Origin of the sequence: Saccharopolyspora sp. 6V (assembly GCF_020176785.1) — a bacterium.
GTDB classification, from domain to species: domain Bacteria; phylum Actinomycetota; class Actinomycetes; order Mycobacteriales; family Pseudonocardiaceae; genus Saccharopolyspora_C; species Saccharopolyspora_C gregorii.
In genome coordinates, this window is the sequence record NZ_JAIUKB010000134.1 from 1 (window position 1) to 15,107 (window position 15,107).

General features: G+C 72.4%; 15 protein-coding genes. 3 read left to right on the forward strand and 12 right to left on the reverse strand.

From position 1 onward, the window contains the following. Positions 1 to 466: 466 nt before the first annotated feature. From LCD35_RS23660 to LCD35_RS23695, 8 genes are read right to left on the reverse strand one after another with little or no spacing between them, the layout of a single operon-like run. Positions 467 to 1,036 carry a phage tail protein gene (locus tag LCD35_RS23660; protein ID WP_224968850.1) on the reverse strand — a complete coding sequence of 190 codons (570 nt, stop codon included), beginning with the start codon at positions 1,034 to 1,036 and terminating at the stop codon, positions 467 to 469. After that, a complete protein-coding gene (locus tag LCD35_RS23665; protein ID WP_224962909.1) occupies positions 1,033 to 2,997 on the reverse strand; it encodes a putative baseplate assembly protein in 1,965 nt (654 codons plus the stop codon). Before LCD35_RS23665 ends, LCD35_RS23660 begins: the two co-directional genes overlap by 4 nt. Next, positions 2,997 to 3,419: a GPW/gp25 family protein gene (locus LCD35_RS23670; protein ID WP_224962911.1), complete on the reverse strand. Its 423-nt coding sequence runs from the start codon at positions 3,417 to 3,419 to the stop codon at positions 2,997 to 2,999. The genes LCD35_RS23665 and LCD35_RS23670 overlap by 1 nt, the downstream gene beginning before the upstream one ends. Beyond that, positions 3,416 to 3,730, reverse strand: coding sequence for a PAAR domain-containing protein (locus tag LCD35_RS23675; RefSeq protein WP_224962913.1), 315 nt, complete (start codon positions 3,728 to 3,730; stop codon positions 3,416 to 3,418). Before LCD35_RS23675 ends, LCD35_RS23670 begins: the two co-directional genes overlap by 4 nt. Before the next feature lie 26 nt (positions 3,731 to 3,756). After that, the gene (locus tag LCD35_RS23680) at positions 3,757 to 5,577 is read right to left on the reverse strand and encodes a VgrG-related protein (protein ID WP_224962915.1); all 1,821 of its coding nucleotides are present in this window, start codon (positions 5,575 to 5,577) and stop codon (positions 3,757 to 3,759) included. Then, positions 5,577 to 6,296: a LysM peptidoglycan-binding domain-containing protein gene (locus tag LCD35_RS23685; protein ID WP_224962917.1), complete on the reverse strand. Its 720-nt coding sequence runs from the start codon at positions 6,294 to 6,296 to the stop codon at positions 5,577 to 5,579. Before LCD35_RS23685 ends, LCD35_RS23680 begins: the two co-directional genes overlap by 1 nt. A 13-nt stretch (positions 6,297 to 6,309) precedes the next feature. After that, positions 6,310 to 6,738, reverse strand: coding sequence for a phage tail protein (locus tag LCD35_RS23690; protein ID WP_224962919.1), 429 nt, complete (start codon positions 6,736 to 6,738; stop codon positions 6,310 to 6,312). A 14-nt stretch (positions 6,739 to 6,752) separates the two neighbouring features. Beyond that, entirely contained in the window at positions 6,753 to 8,729 is a 1,977-nt protein-coding gene (locus tag LCD35_RS23695) for a hypothetical protein (RefSeq protein ID WP_225044917.1), read from the reverse strand. Between LCD35_RS23695 and LCD35_RS23700 the strand changes: the two genes are divergently transcribed. Further along, the gene (locus LCD35_RS23700; protein ID WP_225044918.1) at positions 8,671 to 9,606 is read left to right on the forward strand and encodes a hypothetical protein; all 936 of its coding nucleotides are present in this window, start codon (positions 8,671 to 8,673) and stop codon (positions 9,604 to 9,606) included. The two genes, LCD35_RS23695 and LCD35_RS23700, sit on opposite strands and share 59 nt — an antisense overlap. On the opposite strand, the gene LCD35_RS23705 is transcribed toward LCD35_RS23700, so the two are convergent. From LCD35_RS23705 to LCD35_RS23720, 4 genes are all read right to left on the reverse strand, one after another. Further along, positions 9,578 to 9,736, reverse strand: coding sequence for a DUF6760 family protein (locus tag LCD35_RS23705; protein ID WP_224959752.1), 159 nt, complete (start codon positions 9,734 to 9,736; stop codon positions 9,578 to 9,580). The genes LCD35_RS23700 and LCD35_RS23705 overlap by 29 nt on opposite strands. Continuing rightward, positions 9,733 to 10,200 (reverse strand): hypothetical protein, encoded by a 468-nt coding sequence (locus LCD35_RS23710; RefSeq protein ID WP_224959753.1) that lies wholly within the window; start codon positions 10,198 to 10,200, stop codon positions 9,733 to 9,735. Before LCD35_RS23710 ends, LCD35_RS23705 begins: the two co-directional genes overlap by 4 nt. Continuing rightward, positions 10,197 to 10,637: a phage tail protein gene (locus LCD35_RS23715; protein WP_224959754.1), complete on the reverse strand. Its 441-nt coding sequence runs from the start codon at positions 10,635 to 10,637 to the stop codon at positions 10,197 to 10,199. The genes LCD35_RS23710 and LCD35_RS23715 overlap by 4 nt, the downstream gene beginning before the upstream one ends. A gap of 121 nt (positions 10,638 to 10,758) precedes the next feature. After that, entirely contained in the window at positions 10,759 to 12,279 is a 1,521-nt protein-coding gene (locus tag LCD35_RS23720) for a phage tail sheath family protein (protein WP_224966925.1), read from the reverse strand. A gap of 233 nt (positions 12,280 to 12,512) precedes the next feature. On the opposite strand from LCD35_RS23720, the gene LCD35_RS23725 reads away from it, so the two are divergent. Together LCD35_RS23725 and LCD35_RS23730 are read left to right on the forward strand one after the other, a co-directional pair. Then, positions 12,513 to 13,076: a DUF4157 domain-containing protein gene (locus LCD35_RS23725; RefSeq protein ID WP_224966926.1), complete on the forward strand. Its 564-nt coding sequence runs from the start codon at positions 12,513 to 12,515 to the stop codon at positions 13,074 to 13,076. A 95-nt stretch (positions 13,077 to 13,171) separates the two neighbouring features. Continuing rightward, positions 13,172 to 15,052, forward strand: a complete 1,881-nt coding sequence (locus tag LCD35_RS23730; protein ID WP_224959757.1) for a hypothetical protein — start codon at positions 13,172 to 13,174, stop codon at positions 15,050 to 15,052. The last annotated feature ends 55 nt before the right edge of the window (positions 15,053 to 15,107 follow it).

The following is a 15,107-nucleotide window of genomic DNA, read 5'->3' on the forward strand; positions in this document are numbered from 1 at the left end:
GGGCCGGGGTGCGGCCCCGGGTGTCCGGCGGGCGGTCCCGGTGGTCTCGGCGGTGGTGCGGATCCGCCCGGCTGTCCCGGTCCGGGCCGCGCGGGCGGCGCCTGTCCGGGGGCGTGCTGCGGGTAACCGCCGGGCCGTGCCGGTGGTGGCGCGGGCGTGGCCTGCGGGGGTGGTGGCGCTTGTCCGCTGCCGCCGGGTCGTGCGGTCGGTGGCGGTTGCCCGGGTGCCGCTCGCGGGGGAGGTGGCGCGTGCCCGCGAGCACCTGGCCGCGGTGCCGGTGCGGACGGTGTCGCCGATCCGGAACCGCTAGCCGATCCGGAACCGCCTGCCGGTTCTGAGCCGCCAGCCGACCCGGAACCGCTCCCCGCGGGCGGGTGCGACCGCTCCCAGCCGAGGTAGGTGCCGCAGTTGCCGCAGAAGTCGTCGGTCTCGGCGGTGCGGGCGCCGCAGTTCGGACACGGTCGCATCAGCGTTGCCCCTGTTCGCGCGGTGGTGGTCCGGGCAGGACCTCGACGGTGCAGGTGAGGTGGATCGGGCTGACGGAGTCGACGAGCGCGGTGACCTGGGCATGGTCCACGGCGGCGCGGCCGGGCCACACCTGCACGCGGACGGTGCTGTTCGGTTCGCCGCCGAGGGTGTTGCCCGGCCGGGTGGACCAGGTGGCGCCGGGCCCGTCGAGGATGCGGGAGTGCACGCCGAGGCACAGCCAGAGCCGGTGGGCGAGCCCGCGCGCGGTGCCCTTCCAGCGGTGCAGTTCGACGGCGCGGGCGACGACGGCGCGGCGCAGCTCCAGCGGCCAGTCCGGGTCGAGTTCGGTGGCGACCCAGGTGCCGAGCCAGGCCACGAAGTCCTCCGGTGCCAGCGCCGGGTCGAAGTAGTGCGCCAAATTGTCCAAAGTGGACAGGATCGGGGCGAGCACGTCGTCGAGGCCGGCGGTGAACTGCTGCGCGAGGTGGTCGTCCGCGTACATCCCGGGCAGCTGTTCCCCCATCGGGTAGCGGCTGGGCAGTCCGGGGATCCCCGCCCGCCGCGTCACCTGGGCTCCGCGCCGTCGTGCGGGACGACCACGACCTGGTGCTGGTGGGAGAACACGAGGGCGTGCGCGGGCAGGTCGATGCGGTCGGCCGGGGTGCCGCGCCTGCCGGTGATCGGGTCGGCGGGGAACAACCGCACCTCTTCGACGAGCCCGACGCCGTCGACGCGTTGCAGGACGGCGAAGACCTCGCCGACCTGCACGGGCCGGCCGAACGGCCAGCCGGTGCCGTCGGCGCCGCCGCGCAACGGGTTCAGATGCGCGTACAGCGCGTCGAGGGCGTCGCGGTCGATCCGGCCGGTGTCGGCGCCGGTGGAGCGGAGCCGGGCCACCACGGTGATGCCCTGGTAGAACGGCGGTTCCACCACGATCCGCGCCCCCAGCAGCCTACGTTCGTCGAGCCGCGAGGCGATGGTCGCCAGCAGCTGCTCGGAGGGGATGAGCTGCTCGAAGCGGATGCGATCACCGGTGTCGGCGACGGCGCCGGGCACGACGAGCAGCCGGGCCGCGCCGGGGTCCTGCTCGGCCGCGGCGGGCAGGCAGCGGATGCGGGCGGCGGCGGGTGCGGCTTGGCGGGCGATCTGCTCGTGGTCGGCGGCGGTGACGGCCCGTTCCTGCAGTTGCAGCTGGTGCGGGGCGCGGATCTTCGCCTCGGCGATGGTCTCGCCGTCGACGCCGCCGATGGCGGCTTCCCGGTTCTCCACCTCGGAGATGTAGGGCTCGGAGCTGCGCAGCACGGAGATGGCGCCGCGCGCGACGTTGCCGGCCCGGCCGCCTCCGGTGCGGTAGCGGGGGATGCGCAGCTGGGCGCCCTTCGCCGGGACGGCGCCGTAGTGCCGCAGCGATCCGTCGGGCAGCCGCACGGCCGGCGGGAAGCCGAACTCGCCGGTGGTGGGGTCGAGGGTGACGTGCCGGTCGGTGGGGCCGGAGCGGCCGAAGTGGTCGACGACGGTCCAGTCCTCCCAGCCGTCCTCGGTGGAGACCTGGACGACGACGGGGTCGCCGTCGGTGAGCACCGGCGCGACGTCCGCGGTGAACCGCTGCCCGGGGACCCCGGCGGATTCGCCGAGGGGCACGTCGGTGTGCGCCTCGGCGTGCTCGACGCCGGTCGTGCCGCCGACGGTGGAGACCTCGGCGACGCGGACGGTGGGTGATTCGGAGTAGAACGGCTGGTCCGGCACGGGCGCGGTGACGCGGCAGCGCAACCACCCGGCGCGCACCCCGGCGACAGTGGAGGGCGTGTGCCCGGGCCCGATCTGCAGCAGCACCTCACCGGGCTTGTTGAGCCCGCCGGTGGTGTCCTCGAAAGCCTCGCACTCGGCCCAGCGGGTGCCGTCCCACGCCTCCCACACCAGCGGCGGCTGGCGCGGGTCGACGCCGATGCCTTCGACCCGGCTGTCGAGCTCGACGGCGATGACGCAACGCGGCACGGCGCCGCTGAGCCCGAACAGCATGGCGTCGCCGACGGCGGGTTCGGTCTGGAAGCAGGGCACGTCCTCGGCGGCGGCGAGGTCGGCGGTGCGGTCCTCGATGGTGCCGGTGGCGGAGATCGTGACGAGGGTGCGCAGCTCGCAGGGCACGATCGGCAGCTCGTGCTCGGTGGCGAACACGACTTCCCGGTCGGCTTCGGAGTGGGCGGTGGCGACCTCGGTGCCGCGCGGCAGCAGCACGGTGTCGGGTTGTGCGGTGGAGAGCCAGAAGGTCACGTCGCCGCGGGCGGCGGTGGGCGGGAACAGGCGCACGCCCATCAGGTCCAGGAACGCGAGGTAGTTCTTCTCCGGCACCCGGTTGAGCCGGTAGACGAGCTGGTCGACCATGTGCGCGAAGGTCTCGATGAGCGTGACGCCCGGGTCGGAGACGTTGTGGTCGGTCCACTCGGGGGCGCGCTGCTGCACGTAGCGCTTCGCCTCGTCGACGAGCTGCTGGAAGCGCCGGTCGTCGAGGTTGGGCGTGGGGATCGCCATCAGGCCGCTCCTCCCGCCTCGGAGCCGCCGCCGTCGGGGATGGTGTAGAAGGGGAACACGAGGTTGCGGCGGTCGTTGGTGGACCGCAGCACGTAGTGCACGTCGATGTAGAGCACGCCTTCCTCGTCGGGGTCCAGGGCGACGACGACGTCCTCGACCTCGATGCGCGGTTCCCAGCGCTGCAGCGCGGACCGCACCTCGTGGGCGATGCGCCCGGCGGTCGCGCCGTCGGTGGGGGAGAAGACGTAGTCGTGCACGCCGCAGCCGAACTCGGGCCGCATGGGGCGTTCGCCGGGTGCGGTGCCCAGGACGAGCCGGATGGCCTCCTCGATCTCCTGCTCGCGCCCGACGAGCCCGATGCCACCGGTGGGGGTGACGCGCAGCGGGAACCCCCAGCCGCGGCCGATGAACCGCTCGCTCACATCGGGCCCCCGATCAGGACGTTGAACGCGCCGATCTGGACCTGGGAGCCGCAGCTGCTCTTGTCGTTCATCTTCGCGGCGGGCAACCCGCTGATCAGCACGACGCCGCCGCGCGGCGGGCTGGGCACCAGGACGTTCGCGGGCCCGAGCAGCGCGTCCGGTCCCTTGGGGCAGGCGACGATGCTGCCGGTGACCGCGGCCGGTTTCCCGCCGATGAGCACGGTCGCGACCCTGGCGGCGGCGGGTCCCGGCGGAGCACCGACCACGCCCCCGTGGTTGGTGGCGTCGCCGATCCGGGCGGCTGGTGGCATCGGGGTCTCCTCCCGCTGTGGGTGGGTCAGTTGATCCGGACGAGCATGGCGTGCAGGGCGGCGGTGCCGCCGCCGTCGATGTCGGCGGACAGGGAGCCCTTCAGCGAGGCGTTCTGCAGGGCGCTGATCCGGGCGTCGGCGGTGGCGTCGAGGTTGATGTTGCGGCCCTTGACCTTGACCTCGCCCGTGCCCGCGTCGAGGGTGATCCCCCCGTCGTCCAACGTGATCGAGCTGAGCGAGCCGCGGCCGCCGGGCCGCTTCACCGCGATCTCGATGGTCCTGGCCTTCTCGTCGAGCCGGATCTCCAGCCGGTCGTCACCGCTGGCGATCCGCACGCCCGGCGGCCCCTTCTTGCTGTCGATCAGTTCGAGCCGGTGCCCGTCGCGGGAGACCAGCGAGCGCCGGGCGACCTTGCCGCGTTCGATCAGCGGGATGTCGTGCTCGGACGGCTTGTCCTTGCCGTTGTAGAGCCCGCCGAGCACGTACGGCTTGTCCAGGCAGCCCTGTTCGAAGGCGACGAGGACTTCGTCGTTCACGCTCGGGCTGATGACGCCGCCGCCCTGCCCGCCGAGCTGCACGCTGCGCGCCCAGTCGGAGACGTACTTGGCGTCGAGCCACGGGAACGTGAGCTTCACCCAGCCGCGGCCGCCGCCGGCGGGTTCGCTGACGTCGGTGACGATCGCGTTGACCACGCCCGGGATGCGCGGCCCCCGGTCGGGCGCGTTGGCGCCGGTGGTGAGCCCGGCCAGCGACCGGTCCGGGCTGGTGCTGACCTGCACGGTGGTGCGGTAGCCGAGGCCCGGTTCGATGACGTGGTGCACCGCGGTGGCGGTGTACTTGCCGGAGAACTTGTCGCCCGCGTTGCCGAGCGCGACCGGCACGCCCGCGCGCAGCTTCGGATCGCCCTCGACGACCGCTTCGACCTCGCCGAGCCCGGCGCTGGTGGCGGCCGACAGCGACTCCGCCAGCGCGTCGGCTTCGGCTCGGGTGCCGTAGGCCGTGTCGGTGACGGTGGTGCTGCTCTTCTTCCCGAAGTCCTTGATCGCCTCGGCCGGGGTCATGCCGGGAACGGTGGTCCCGCTCCGGGCGACGGTCTGCTCGGCGACGACGGGTTTCTTCGCCTGCACGTCCCAGCCGCGGACTTCGACCTTGCCGACCTGGTCGGTGGAGGTGAGCACGGCGCGCAGCGCCATCAGGTTCCGCCCGTACTCCAGCACGAACGGGCTCTTCGCCGCGGAGGTGCTGGGCGCGGGCGCCGAGGCGGCGGGGGCGAGCGGGGCGAAGTCGAGCTTGCCGGTCTCGTCGACGCGGACCGTGACGCCGTGCTCCTGGGCGAGGTTCTGCAGGAAGTCCCAGTCGGAGATGTTGGGCTGGGCCAGCTGGGTGTAGGTGATCGGTTTGGCCCGCACCTCCCCGACCGTCAGCCCGGCTGCGGTGGCGACCTTCTTCACGATGGCGTCGGCCTTCATGTTTTTGTACGCCACCACCTTCCGGCCGCGCAGCAGCCGGTGCGCCTTGTTCATCGCGCGCACCACGGTGAACGAGCCGGTGCCGTCGGAGTCCAGTTCCAGCGCGGTGACCTCGCCGGCGAACAGCTTCTCCGGCGTCCCGCCGCCCGCGGTGGACATGGACACGGTCAGCGCGGTGCCGATGGTGATGGGGGTGGCGGTGAGCAGTTCGTGGTTCGGGTCCCGGAAGGTGAGGGTCGCCGCGTCGGGCAGGCCGACGTTCTCGTCGACGACGCAGGACACCAGCTGCTCCTGCCAGGGCGGGGGCAGCTTGCCGGGGCACTTGATGATCGGATCGGCGGCGAACGACCTGCCGTCCTGCTCTGCGGAACTTCCCATCACGCACCGTCCTGTTCGGACTCGTCGAGGGCGGGGACGAGCAGTTCGCTGCCCGGCACCAGGACCATCGGGTCGTCGATCCCGTTGGCTTCGGCCACGTACCGCCACGCCGTCGCGTCGCCGTACTCGTTCCAGGCGATCTGCGGGAGGCTGTCCCCGGCGATGACCCGGTGGGTGCGGCGCGCGGAGTCCGAGCCGGAGGTGGGGTTCTGCCCGGGGGTGTCGACGCTGGCTTCCTCGATGCCCAGCGAGCAGGTGGCGCGCAGCGGTTTGCCGTCGACGTCGAACAGCGAGTAGTCCACCGAGAAGCTGTTGAGCACCCCGTCGAACGAGGTGGTGCGGGCGGTGCCCCACTCGAACCGGACCCACGGGCTGGCCGGGGTCTTGGCGGCGAGGCTCTTCGGGGTGGGCACGCAGGCCACCATGAGGTCTTCGACCTTCTTCTCCACCGAGTCGTCGTGCTTCTCGGTGGCGTCGAGGAACACCTCCAGCTGCAGCGAGCGGGGCCCGCTGCCGACGAACTCGGGCAGCGCCGATTCGGCGGCCATCCGGGCCGGTTTGCGCCGCCACTCGGTGCTCTTGGTCAGCGCGAGCTTGTTCGGGTTGAACTGGAGCTTGACGCGCTTGAGCGTCGCCCCGGGTTTCGCGCCGACCTTGGCGGGCGGTTCCATGATGAGGATTTCGGCGCGGGCGAGGTTCTTGGCGCTGGTGACGGCCATCGGGTTCCTCCTCTCAGGACGGTTGCAGGCCTTCGTGGGCGATCTCCAGCGTTTCGATCGCCGCCTGGGAGTTCGACGGGTCGAAGGACGGGCCCTGCCAGCTGACGGGCACGATGCCGATGACCTGCCAGCGGGCGATCGGCGTCAGGTTCGGCTTCAGCGCCACGATCTCGCCGTTCTTGCGCTCGGCCTTGCGCATCGTGTCCGACAGCCACTTCGCGATCTTGGTGGTGTCCCCGGTGACGGGGCGGGTGAGCGTGATGTTGGTCCAGGTGATGCGGGTGGGCAGCTGCCAGGAGAACGAGTTGTTGCCGCCTTCGGCGAACTGCTCCACCTCGACCTGCGCGCCGAGCCCGGAACAGGTGTGGAACCGGCCGAGGTCGTTGCCCGCGATGGCCAGCCGGAAGAACACGCTGCTGGCGAAGATGTCCGTCGACGACATCGGTGTGCTCCTCTTCAACGCCTGCGGTCGTAGGTGCGGCCGAACCGTTCGCGGCCGTGGCGCAGCTCGGTGCGCAGCAGCCGTCCGACGGGTTCGATGAGGCGGCGGGCGAGTTCGTCGATGTCCTGCTCGCCGCCGGTGCCGGTGGTGGGTTCGGGGTCGGCGCTCTCCTGGTGCTGCTTGGGCACGACGGTGACGGGGACACCGGGCGGGACGCCGGGGACCTGCGGGGTGGGCTCGTCCTGCGTCGGCGCCGACCGCGCGGCAGGCGGCGATTCCGGGGCGGTGCGGCGCTGCACCGGCCGGGCTGCGCGCATCGGCGGCCGTGCATCGGGGCCGTCCGTCGCGGAGCCGGGTGGGGCGGGCGCCGGTTCGGCCGCAGCGGAGTCCGGCGGGGGCGGTTCGGCCGCCACCGCGGGGAGTGCCGCCGGGGTGGCCGAACGCTGCACCGGTGCCGGGTCGGCCGGTCGGTCCCCGGGCTCGCGGCGCGTCCAGCGCAGCGGCGCCACGGCCCGGTGCTCGGTCGGTGGCGCCGTCGCGTTCGGCCGCGGCTGGTCCAGCCGGGTTCGCGTGGTCAGCGGCCGCGTGGTGAGCAGCGGGCGGGCGCGCTGCACCGGGGCGGAGAGGTGCGTCGGGTCGTGGTGCGGCCGGAGGGCCGGGGCGGGTTCGTCCGGCGAGTCCGGCCGCGCGCGCTGGACGGAGTGCGTACCGGTGGAGACCTCGTGCGGGCCGGTGGGCGCGTTCTCGGCGAGCGGCGTCTCCGGTGCGTCCGCGCCGCTCGGTGCGGTGAGCCGTTGCACCGGGGTGCCGTGCGGTGCCGCCGCTTCCGGGGCGGTGGCGCTTGACGAACGCCGCACCGGGATGGCCGCTCGGTGCGGTGCGGTGGCGGGGCCGGACGACTGCTGCGAGGCAGGACCGGGCGAGTGCCGCGTGGCGGAGACCGGCGGTTGCCGTGCGCGGGAGCTGCTCGGCGTGGCCGGATTCCGCTGTGCGGTGGGCAGCTCGGCGCTGGGCGAGTGCCCCGGCGCCCCGGCGGGATGCGCGGGGGTGCCGCTCGCCGAGCGCTGGATCGTCGTGTCGCCGAGCAGGGGTGCGGTGCCGTGGTCCGCGCCGCCGTGCGGCGGTGCTCCGGCGGCGTCCTGGATCCGGCTGCGCTGGACCGGAGTCGCCGGGCCGGTGCCTGCGGGCTCGGCGCTCGAACCGGCGAGCGGCGTGGCGACCGGATCCGCCGGTGCGGGGTCGTCCGGCGTCGTCGCCCGCGGTTCGGTCCGCGTGCTCGGGGTGCGCTGGACCTGCGGGGCGGCGTCGCCGAGCAGCGGCGCGGCCTCCGCCGCACCGCCGGGGACGACCGGCCCGGATGTGGGTGGGGTGCCGCCGGGACGCAGCGGGGTCGCCGACTCCGGCAGCCGACCGAGCGGTTCGCCGAGGCCGCCGCGGGAGTTCGGCGTGCTGCGCCGCACTTCGGGTTTCGAGGTGGTCGGGCGCTTCCGGCCGCGCCCGGGCCGGGAAGGGCGGTCGGGCTGCTGCTCCGGAGCCGGTTCCGCGGCGCGCTGCACCGGTGGCGGTGGTTCGGGGGAGCCCGTCGACTCGTGGTGCAGCGGCACCGCTCCGGAGGGCATCCGCTGCACCGGGCCGCCCAGACCGGACTGCTCGGGAGATCGGTCCGCGCCCAACGTGGGGCGGGTGCCCGGCGGCCCGCCCGGTGCGGTCGATCCGGTCCCGGCCGTGCTGGGCGCGGTGCCGGAGTCCGCCGGTGTACCAGGGCTGCTCGGGGCGGTCGGTCGAGGCGCGTCGGACCGCTCCGGTGGCGCGTCGGCGTCCGCGCGGCGCTGCAGCACGAGATCCACGTCCGGGCCCGGCGGTGCGGCGTCCGTCTGCACCGCATCCGTGCCCGGCGCGGTGATCGCGGGCAGCCGGCGCGGGGTGGCCCGGGTGATCGGTCGTGCCCTGGTCAGCGGCGGGGCGAGCCTGCGCAGGGCGACCCGCTGCACCGCGGCCGAGCCGGGGGAACCGCTGTCGGTGTCTCCGCTCGAAGCGGTCGAACCCGCGCCGGACGACCGCTCGGCGGCTGAGCTCGTGCCGCCCGAGGTCGTGCCGGGCGAGGCCGCGCTGGAGGATGCCGTGCCGGACGAGTTCGGCGTGCTCGACGTGGCTGCCGTGCGCTGCGAACCGGCGCGTCCGGACGGCCCGCTCCCGGACGAACCGGCCGCGCCCGCAGCCCTCGACGATCCCGAAGAACTCGACGTGCCCGAAGAACCCGCCGTGCCAGAAGAACCCGTTGCGCCCGACGCACCGGACACCACGCCCGCGCGGGACGACGAACCGGCCGGACGCGCCGAACCACCCGAGTGGCTGTCCGCTCCCGCCGTCCCGCCCCCGGACGCCGCTCCGCGCGCAGCACCCCGGCCACGCCCGAGGATCCGGCCCGCCGACCGCTGCACGGCCCGCCGCCCCGAACGCGGAACCGGCGCGTCCGAGTCCGAAGTGGACTCCGCTTCCGGCCGCACCCAGGTGAACTCCTCGCCGTCCGACCGCTGCACCGGTCGCCCGCCCGCGCGCGCCAGCCCGCGCATCACGCCGCTCGGCGCTGCACCGGAGAGCCGGTGCCCGAGCCCGCCGCTGGTGACCCCGTGGTCCCGGAACGACGCGACGGACGCGCGGAAGCGCTCGGGCCGGATCACCTCGCCCGAGTCGCGCTGCAGCACGCCGCGCATCGGCGCCGTGCGACGCCAGCCACCGTCCGGTTCCGAGGCGGGGGCGGCCGGTGCGGGTGCGGTCTCCGGCTCCGGGGCGTCCCGGTCGAAGAAGCGGCGCAGCGGGTTCCAGCGGCTCATCCGGCTCACCTGCTCTCGTTCACCCGCGTGTTGATGCGGGCGATCTCCCGCACCCAGCGCCTGCGCTCCAGGTGGTCCAGGTCCAAGATCTCCTCGCGGGTCCAGTGGAAGTGGTAGGCGATGTACGCGACCTCCTCGTGCAGCCGGTCGGCCGCGTACGTCACGATTCCCCCAGGCCGTCACCGGCCAGGTCGATCTCGAACCCCGAACCGCAGGACGGGCAGGTGACCCCGGCGCGGGTGTGCCCCTCGCTGTTGATGCGGCGGTAGAAGTCCTGCAGGAACGCGATGTCGGTGGCGTACATGTTCTCCACCAGGCCCGAGTGCACGTCGGTGATGTCGCCGAGCCGCGTGATCACCTGGCTCAGCAGCACCACGCTCAGGTACGCCGGGTTCTCCTTGACCCGCAGGTCGATCTGCGGGCGCAGCTCGTCGCGCGCCGTCGCCAGCCGCATCCGCCCGTGCCGGTGCAGCGTGCCGTCGGTGTGCCGGTAGCCGCGCGGCAGCTCGAACTCGAACTCGTCGTGCGCTGCCTGCGGCGCGGGGCGTTCCGCGGTGGCCGTGGCGGTGTCGGGCTTGCGGGCTCTGAACTGGTCCAGGTCGTCGAGCGAGTTGACCCGCCGCCTCATTCGACCTCGATCCGCTCGAAGGTGATGGTGGCCTTCTCGGTCGCCGCGTTGGACTCGCCCGCGTTGAGGCCGGGGCCTTCCCACTTGCTCACCCACGCGTCGTAGAGCTGGATCCGCCGCACGACGGTCCCGTTCGGTTCCATCACCTCGATGGTCAGGTTCTCCCGCGCGTCCTCGACCTCGCCGTCGGACACCGTCTTCTTGAGCCACTTGGTGAACTCGGGGCTCTCGGTCATGCCGCGGGTGATCGTCACCTCGCCGCCCTTGTGCCCACCGGGCTGCTTCTTGTTCATCATCTTGCCGGTGTCGGTGACCTGCTGGGTCTCGACCACGTCCTGCTCGACGGTCAGGCCGCTGACCTCTTTGATCGACTCGACGGTGACCCCGCCGAGCTGCACACCGAACCGGTGGACGGAAAGGCTGTCGCCTTCTGCCATGACTACCCCTTCGAGGTGAAGTGTGTCGTGCCTTCGTCTTGCCGACGGCGAAGCCGCTCAGCGGCGACCACCCGAGCCACCGGCACCGCCGCGGTTCCGCCACCCGGACGGGCGAGCGGAGTCATTCGCTCAGGAGGCTGGAGCTGTCGGAGAACTGGGAGAGGCGGAAGATGACGAACTCGGCGGGCTTCACCGGGGCCACGCCGATCTCGCAGACGACCTGGCCGAGGTCGATGGATTCCTGCGGGTTGTTCTCCCGGTCGCACTTCACGTAGAAGGCCTCGGCGGGGGTGCGGCCGAACAGGGCGCCGTCCCGCCAGGTCTGGGTGAGGAACGCGCCGATGTTGCGCCGGATGCTGGACCACAGCCGGTCGTCGTTCGGCTCGAACACCACCCACTGGGTGCCGAGCAGGATCGACTCCTCCAGGTAGTTGAACAGCCGCCGCACGTTCAGGTAGCGCCATGCCGGGTCGGAGGACAGGGTGCGGGCGCCCCAGATGCGGATGCCGCGGCCGGCGAACGCGCGCACGCAGTTCACCCCGACCGGGTTGAGCAGGTCCTGCTCGCCCTTGCTGAGCGTGGTCTCCAGGTCGACGGCACCGCGGATCACCTCGTTCGCGGGCGCCTTGTGCACCCCGCGCTCGGTGTCGTTGCGCGCCCACACCCCGGCGATGTGCCCGCTCGGCGGCACCATCTTGTTCCGGCCGGAGGACGGGTCGAACACCTTGATCCACGGGTAGTACAGCGCCGCGTAGTTCGAGTCGTAGCCGGTTTCGTCCATCCGCCAGGTCCGCACCTGCTGCGCGTTCAGCCCGGGCGGGGCGTCGAGCAGGGCGACGCGGTCACCGAGCTGCTCGCAGTGCGAGATCGCCGCCAGCTGCACGGTCTTCACGCCTTCGGCGTCGATGAGGCCGCGCTGGTGGGCGCTCATCAGGTCGGGGACGGCGACGATGGTGATCTCGTCGATGGTCTCCAGGCCGCCGAAACCGGTGCGGGCGGCCAGATCGCCCACGTACTCCTGCGCGTCGACCTTCGCCGGGGTGGTGGCGCTGGGCGGCGTGCCGGGGACGGTGACGCTCTGGTTGTCGGGGCGAGCGAGGGCACCGCCGGACTGCTCGGTGACCTCGATGAGCTTCGAGTGCTCCTTGACCTGGTTCACCACGTAGCTCTTGACGTTCTTGCGGGTGGAGACGTCGTGGGTCTCGGCGACCTTGCCGCCTTGGCGCACCACCAGCTTGAACCGGTCGTCCGGCGGGTTCTCGCCGTCGGCGTCGACGATCTCCACGGTCACGTCGGAGGTGGTCGCGGACAGCGCGGAGACCCGCAACCCGCCCAGCTCCACCGGCTTCGGCGCGGGAGCGGCGGGAGCCGCGGCCTCGGACGGGCCGCCGATGCGCACCACGTAGGCGGAGCCGCCGCCGTTGGCGAAGTAGCCGTAGACGGCGTGCGCGAGGTAGCCGTCGTCGAACCCGCCGAAGTTCTGCACGTACTGGTTCCAGTTCGTGACCAGCGTCGGCTGGTGGAAGGGCCCCTGCGGCGCGAAACCGACGAAGGCGGCCACCGCGGTCCCGACCCCTTCGATCGGCCTGGCCCCGCTCTGGACTTCCTCCACGTACACGCCAGGGGACAGGTACGACGGCATGCTCGCTCCTTCGTCTGCGGCGTTCGTGCACCCAGAGCTTTCGCCACCGCCCGCCCGCGCCACCATGTCCGCCCGACCTGCGCCGAGGGCAGCACCGCTGCCTTCCGGGGCAATCCCGCACTGCCTGCGCAGGCAGGAAGTGGGCGTTGCCCGGAGCTCTGCCCCTTCGTGCATTCCCCGCCGGACCGCGCTCCCGGTAGGTCTGGAGCCGTTGCCGTGTCCGAGGAGGGACCATGCGGGACCGCGAGCAGCACGACGCGGCGAAGTCCGAGGCGAGGCCCCAGCAAGCGGCGCGCACCCCCGACCACTCCGGGCCGGTCGAAGAGCTGCTGCACCTGCAGCGGACCCTCGGCAACGCCGCCGTCAGCCGGATGGTCCAGCGGCGGATGGCGCCCCCGGAGCCGGCACCGGAGCCGATCTGGTCCGGGGAGGACGTGCTGAAGTCGGCCGGGAAGCCGATGGACGCGCCGGTGCGCCAGGAGATGGAGACCCGGCTGGGCGCCGACTTCTCCGACGTGCGGCTGCACACCGGCGCCACCGCGCAGCGCTCGGCGTCCGAGATCGGCGCGCGGGCCTACACCTCCGGCAGCGACGTGGTGCTCGGCTCGGGCGCCTCCGACAAGCACACCCTCGCCCACGAGCTCACCCACGTCATCCAGCAGCGCTCCGGCCCGGTCGCGGGCACCGACAACGGCAACGGTCTCAAGATCTCCGACCCCTCCGACCACTTCGAGCGGGCGGCGGAGGAGAACGCCCACCGAGCGATGCGCGCCCCGCTGGAGGATTCGGCGGACTGAGGCACCAGCTCCGTCCTCTCGGACGCCGCAGTCGGGTGCTCGGTCGGACATGGACCGGTTTCCCGCAGTTCCCCAGAGCGAGAGGACTTCGGTTCATGCACTCGCACGAGAACCAGGAGGAGCCCCGTTCGCGCCGCGTCGCGCCGCGTCCGCCTCTCTCGCGCGACCCCGAGGCGGTGCTGCCGTCGCGGGTGGCCGCGCTGCCCGCTCTGCAACGCACGATCGGGAACGCCGCGGTCGCGGACATGATCACGAAGGGGGCCGGTACCACGCCCCGTTCGCGTCCCGTCGCGGTGCAGCGAGCCGGCGACGACGAGAGTGGCCAGGTCGAGTCTCGTGGTAAGCGCAGGCGCACCGGTCCTGAGGCCGGAGCCGGTCCCGGCAAGCGCACTCAGGTGACCGACCCGCGGTTGGCCCGGATCACCGAGCTGATCGAAGGGTGCACGTGCAAGCCGCAAACGAAGCAGGCCGGCCGGATGACCGCGGACGTGTCGCTGCGCCACGAACGCTCGTTCGGTGAGGACGAAAGGGCAGCGCAGACGCTCCGCCACATCTCCATCCGGATGCTCCGAGTGATCAATTACCTGGAGGACGCGGAGCGCGAGCAGAGCTTCGCCGGCGGAGACGAGGCATCCCAGGGGAACAGGCACGCTCGAACCGAATCCGAAGTCCAGACGATGTTGATCAATGGCCGGGTCGTGATCGCTACCAACTACAACTCGTCGATCACCTTGCTGAAGCGGCACTTCCCGGAGGAGCTCGAGGCGGAGTCCGAGGCGATGGAGATCGACGAAGGCAGTCCATCGCCGCACGCGGGCGACTGGGTGCGGGATCTGCTGCTCGACGAAGGACGGCGCCCGCCGGTGCCCGGGTTCGACGACGAACGCCGCAAGGAGGCCCGGGGGAAGCTGAACGAGGTTTACCGAGGCGGCCGGAAGAACCCGGCGGCCGATGCGCTGCGCACGGCCACCCGCGTGGAGGAGCTGGACGGCGCCCCCGCCGACGCGGCGGGGCGGAAGCGCCTGCTCACCCTGTTGACCTCTGACGACCATCGGAGCTCGGTCATCCTGCTGCGCGGCCCGGGGACCAATGCGTCGATGAAGACCATGCACGCTGAGCAGAAGCATCTGCTGGCGCTGAACAATTCAGGAGCGGACCGGGAACAGGCCGGACGGGTGGTCATCCGCGGCCAGCGTCGTCCTTGCCGGAGCTGCTGGGCGCTGCTGGACCTGTTGAAGCGGGACTTCGACCTCGACGTCCACGAAAGGCCGGGTGCGTACTACAAGGAGTCCGCGCAGGCCGCCGTCGAGCACTTTCCCAGCTGGATCACCGATGTCGACGAGGAAGGCCGGTCTCCGCTGGCCACCAAGCTGACCGAGCAGGTCCGGATGAACGTTTCGGCGAAGGGCGGTCTCAGCGCGGGCTCGCAGGCCGGACCGAGCGGCGGGGAATCTCCGCTGCACCCGGTTCGGGTCGATGAGGATGAGGAGACCGGTGAAGCAAGGTACGCGTTGCACGACCAGCGAATCGAGATCGGCTACGACACCGGCTCCGACAGCGAGGCCGACGACGTCGATTTCGTCTACGAACCACGGGTGAAACCGCTGCCCGCCATCACGGAGAACATCTCCAAGAACAAGGCGAAGAGTCAGGGACGGCCCGCCGGCGAGGCGACCCGCGAATCGGCGGCCAAGGGAACCACCAAGTTCACGCTGAGCAAAAAGGTGCGCGAGGACCTGGAACTGGCCAAGAACGAGGGCGTCGGCGATGGCAGGGACCCGCGGTCCAGGGGAGGCAACAAGCCGAAGATTCGCGCGGACCAGTGGCCCATCATCGATCAGGTCATCACGAGGGAGGGGCGCGGAAGCGGAGCGGCGGCGGCGTTCGCCGACTACTTCGACGTCAGTGAGACCGCGATCTCGAATGGGCGCAAGACCTACATCGCTCGCAGGCAGCGGGAACAAGGTGGTGCGTGAGCGGCGAAGTCGGCGGACGAGGAGCTCAGGCCCTGCGCCCGAAGCCGTCCCGCTC

Excerpts from the sequence above, each read along its gene's own strand:
- LCD35_RS23665 (WP_224962909.1), bottom strand. The coding sequence starts at position 2,997 with ATGGCGATCCCCACGCCCAACCTCGACGACCGGCGCTTCCAGCAGCTC.
- LCD35_RS23675 (WP_224962913.1), bottom strand. The coding sequence starts at position 3,730 with ATGCCACCAGCCGCCCGGATCGGCGACGCCACCAACCACGGGGGCGTG.
- LCD35_RS23680 (WP_224962915.1), bottom strand. The coding sequence starts at position 5,577 with ATGGGAAGTTCCGCAGAGCAGGACGGCAGGTCGTTCGCCGCCGATCCG.
- LCD35_RS23685 (WP_224962917.1), bottom strand. The coding sequence starts at position 6,296 with ATGGCCGTCACCAGCGCCAAGAACCTCGCCCGCGCCGAAATCCTCATC.
- LCD35_RS23690 (WP_224962919.1), bottom strand. The coding sequence starts at position 6,738 with ATGTCGTCGACGGACATCTTCGCCAGCAGCGTGTTCTTCCGGCTGGCC.
- LCD35_RS23710 (WP_224959753.1), bottom strand. The coding sequence starts at position 10,200 with ATGAGGCGGCGGGTCAACTCGCTCGACGACCTGGACCAGTTCAGAGCC.
- LCD35_RS23715 (WP_224959754.1), bottom strand. The coding sequence starts at position 10,637 with ATGGCAGAAGGCGACAGCCTTTCCGTCCACCGGTTCGGTGTGCAGCTC.
- LCD35_RS23720 (WP_224966925.1), bottom strand. The coding sequence starts at position 12,279 with ATGCCGTCGTACCTGTCCCCTGGCGTGTACGTGGAGGAAGTCCAGAGC.
- LCD35_RS23725 (WP_224966926.1), top strand. The coding sequence starts at position 12,513 with ATGCGGGACCGCGAGCAGCACGACGCGGCGAAGTCCGAGGCGAGGCCC.
- LCD35_RS23730 (WP_224959757.1), top strand. The coding sequence starts at position 13,172 with ATGCACTCGCACGAGAACCAGGAGGAGCCCCGTTCGCGCCGCGTCGCG.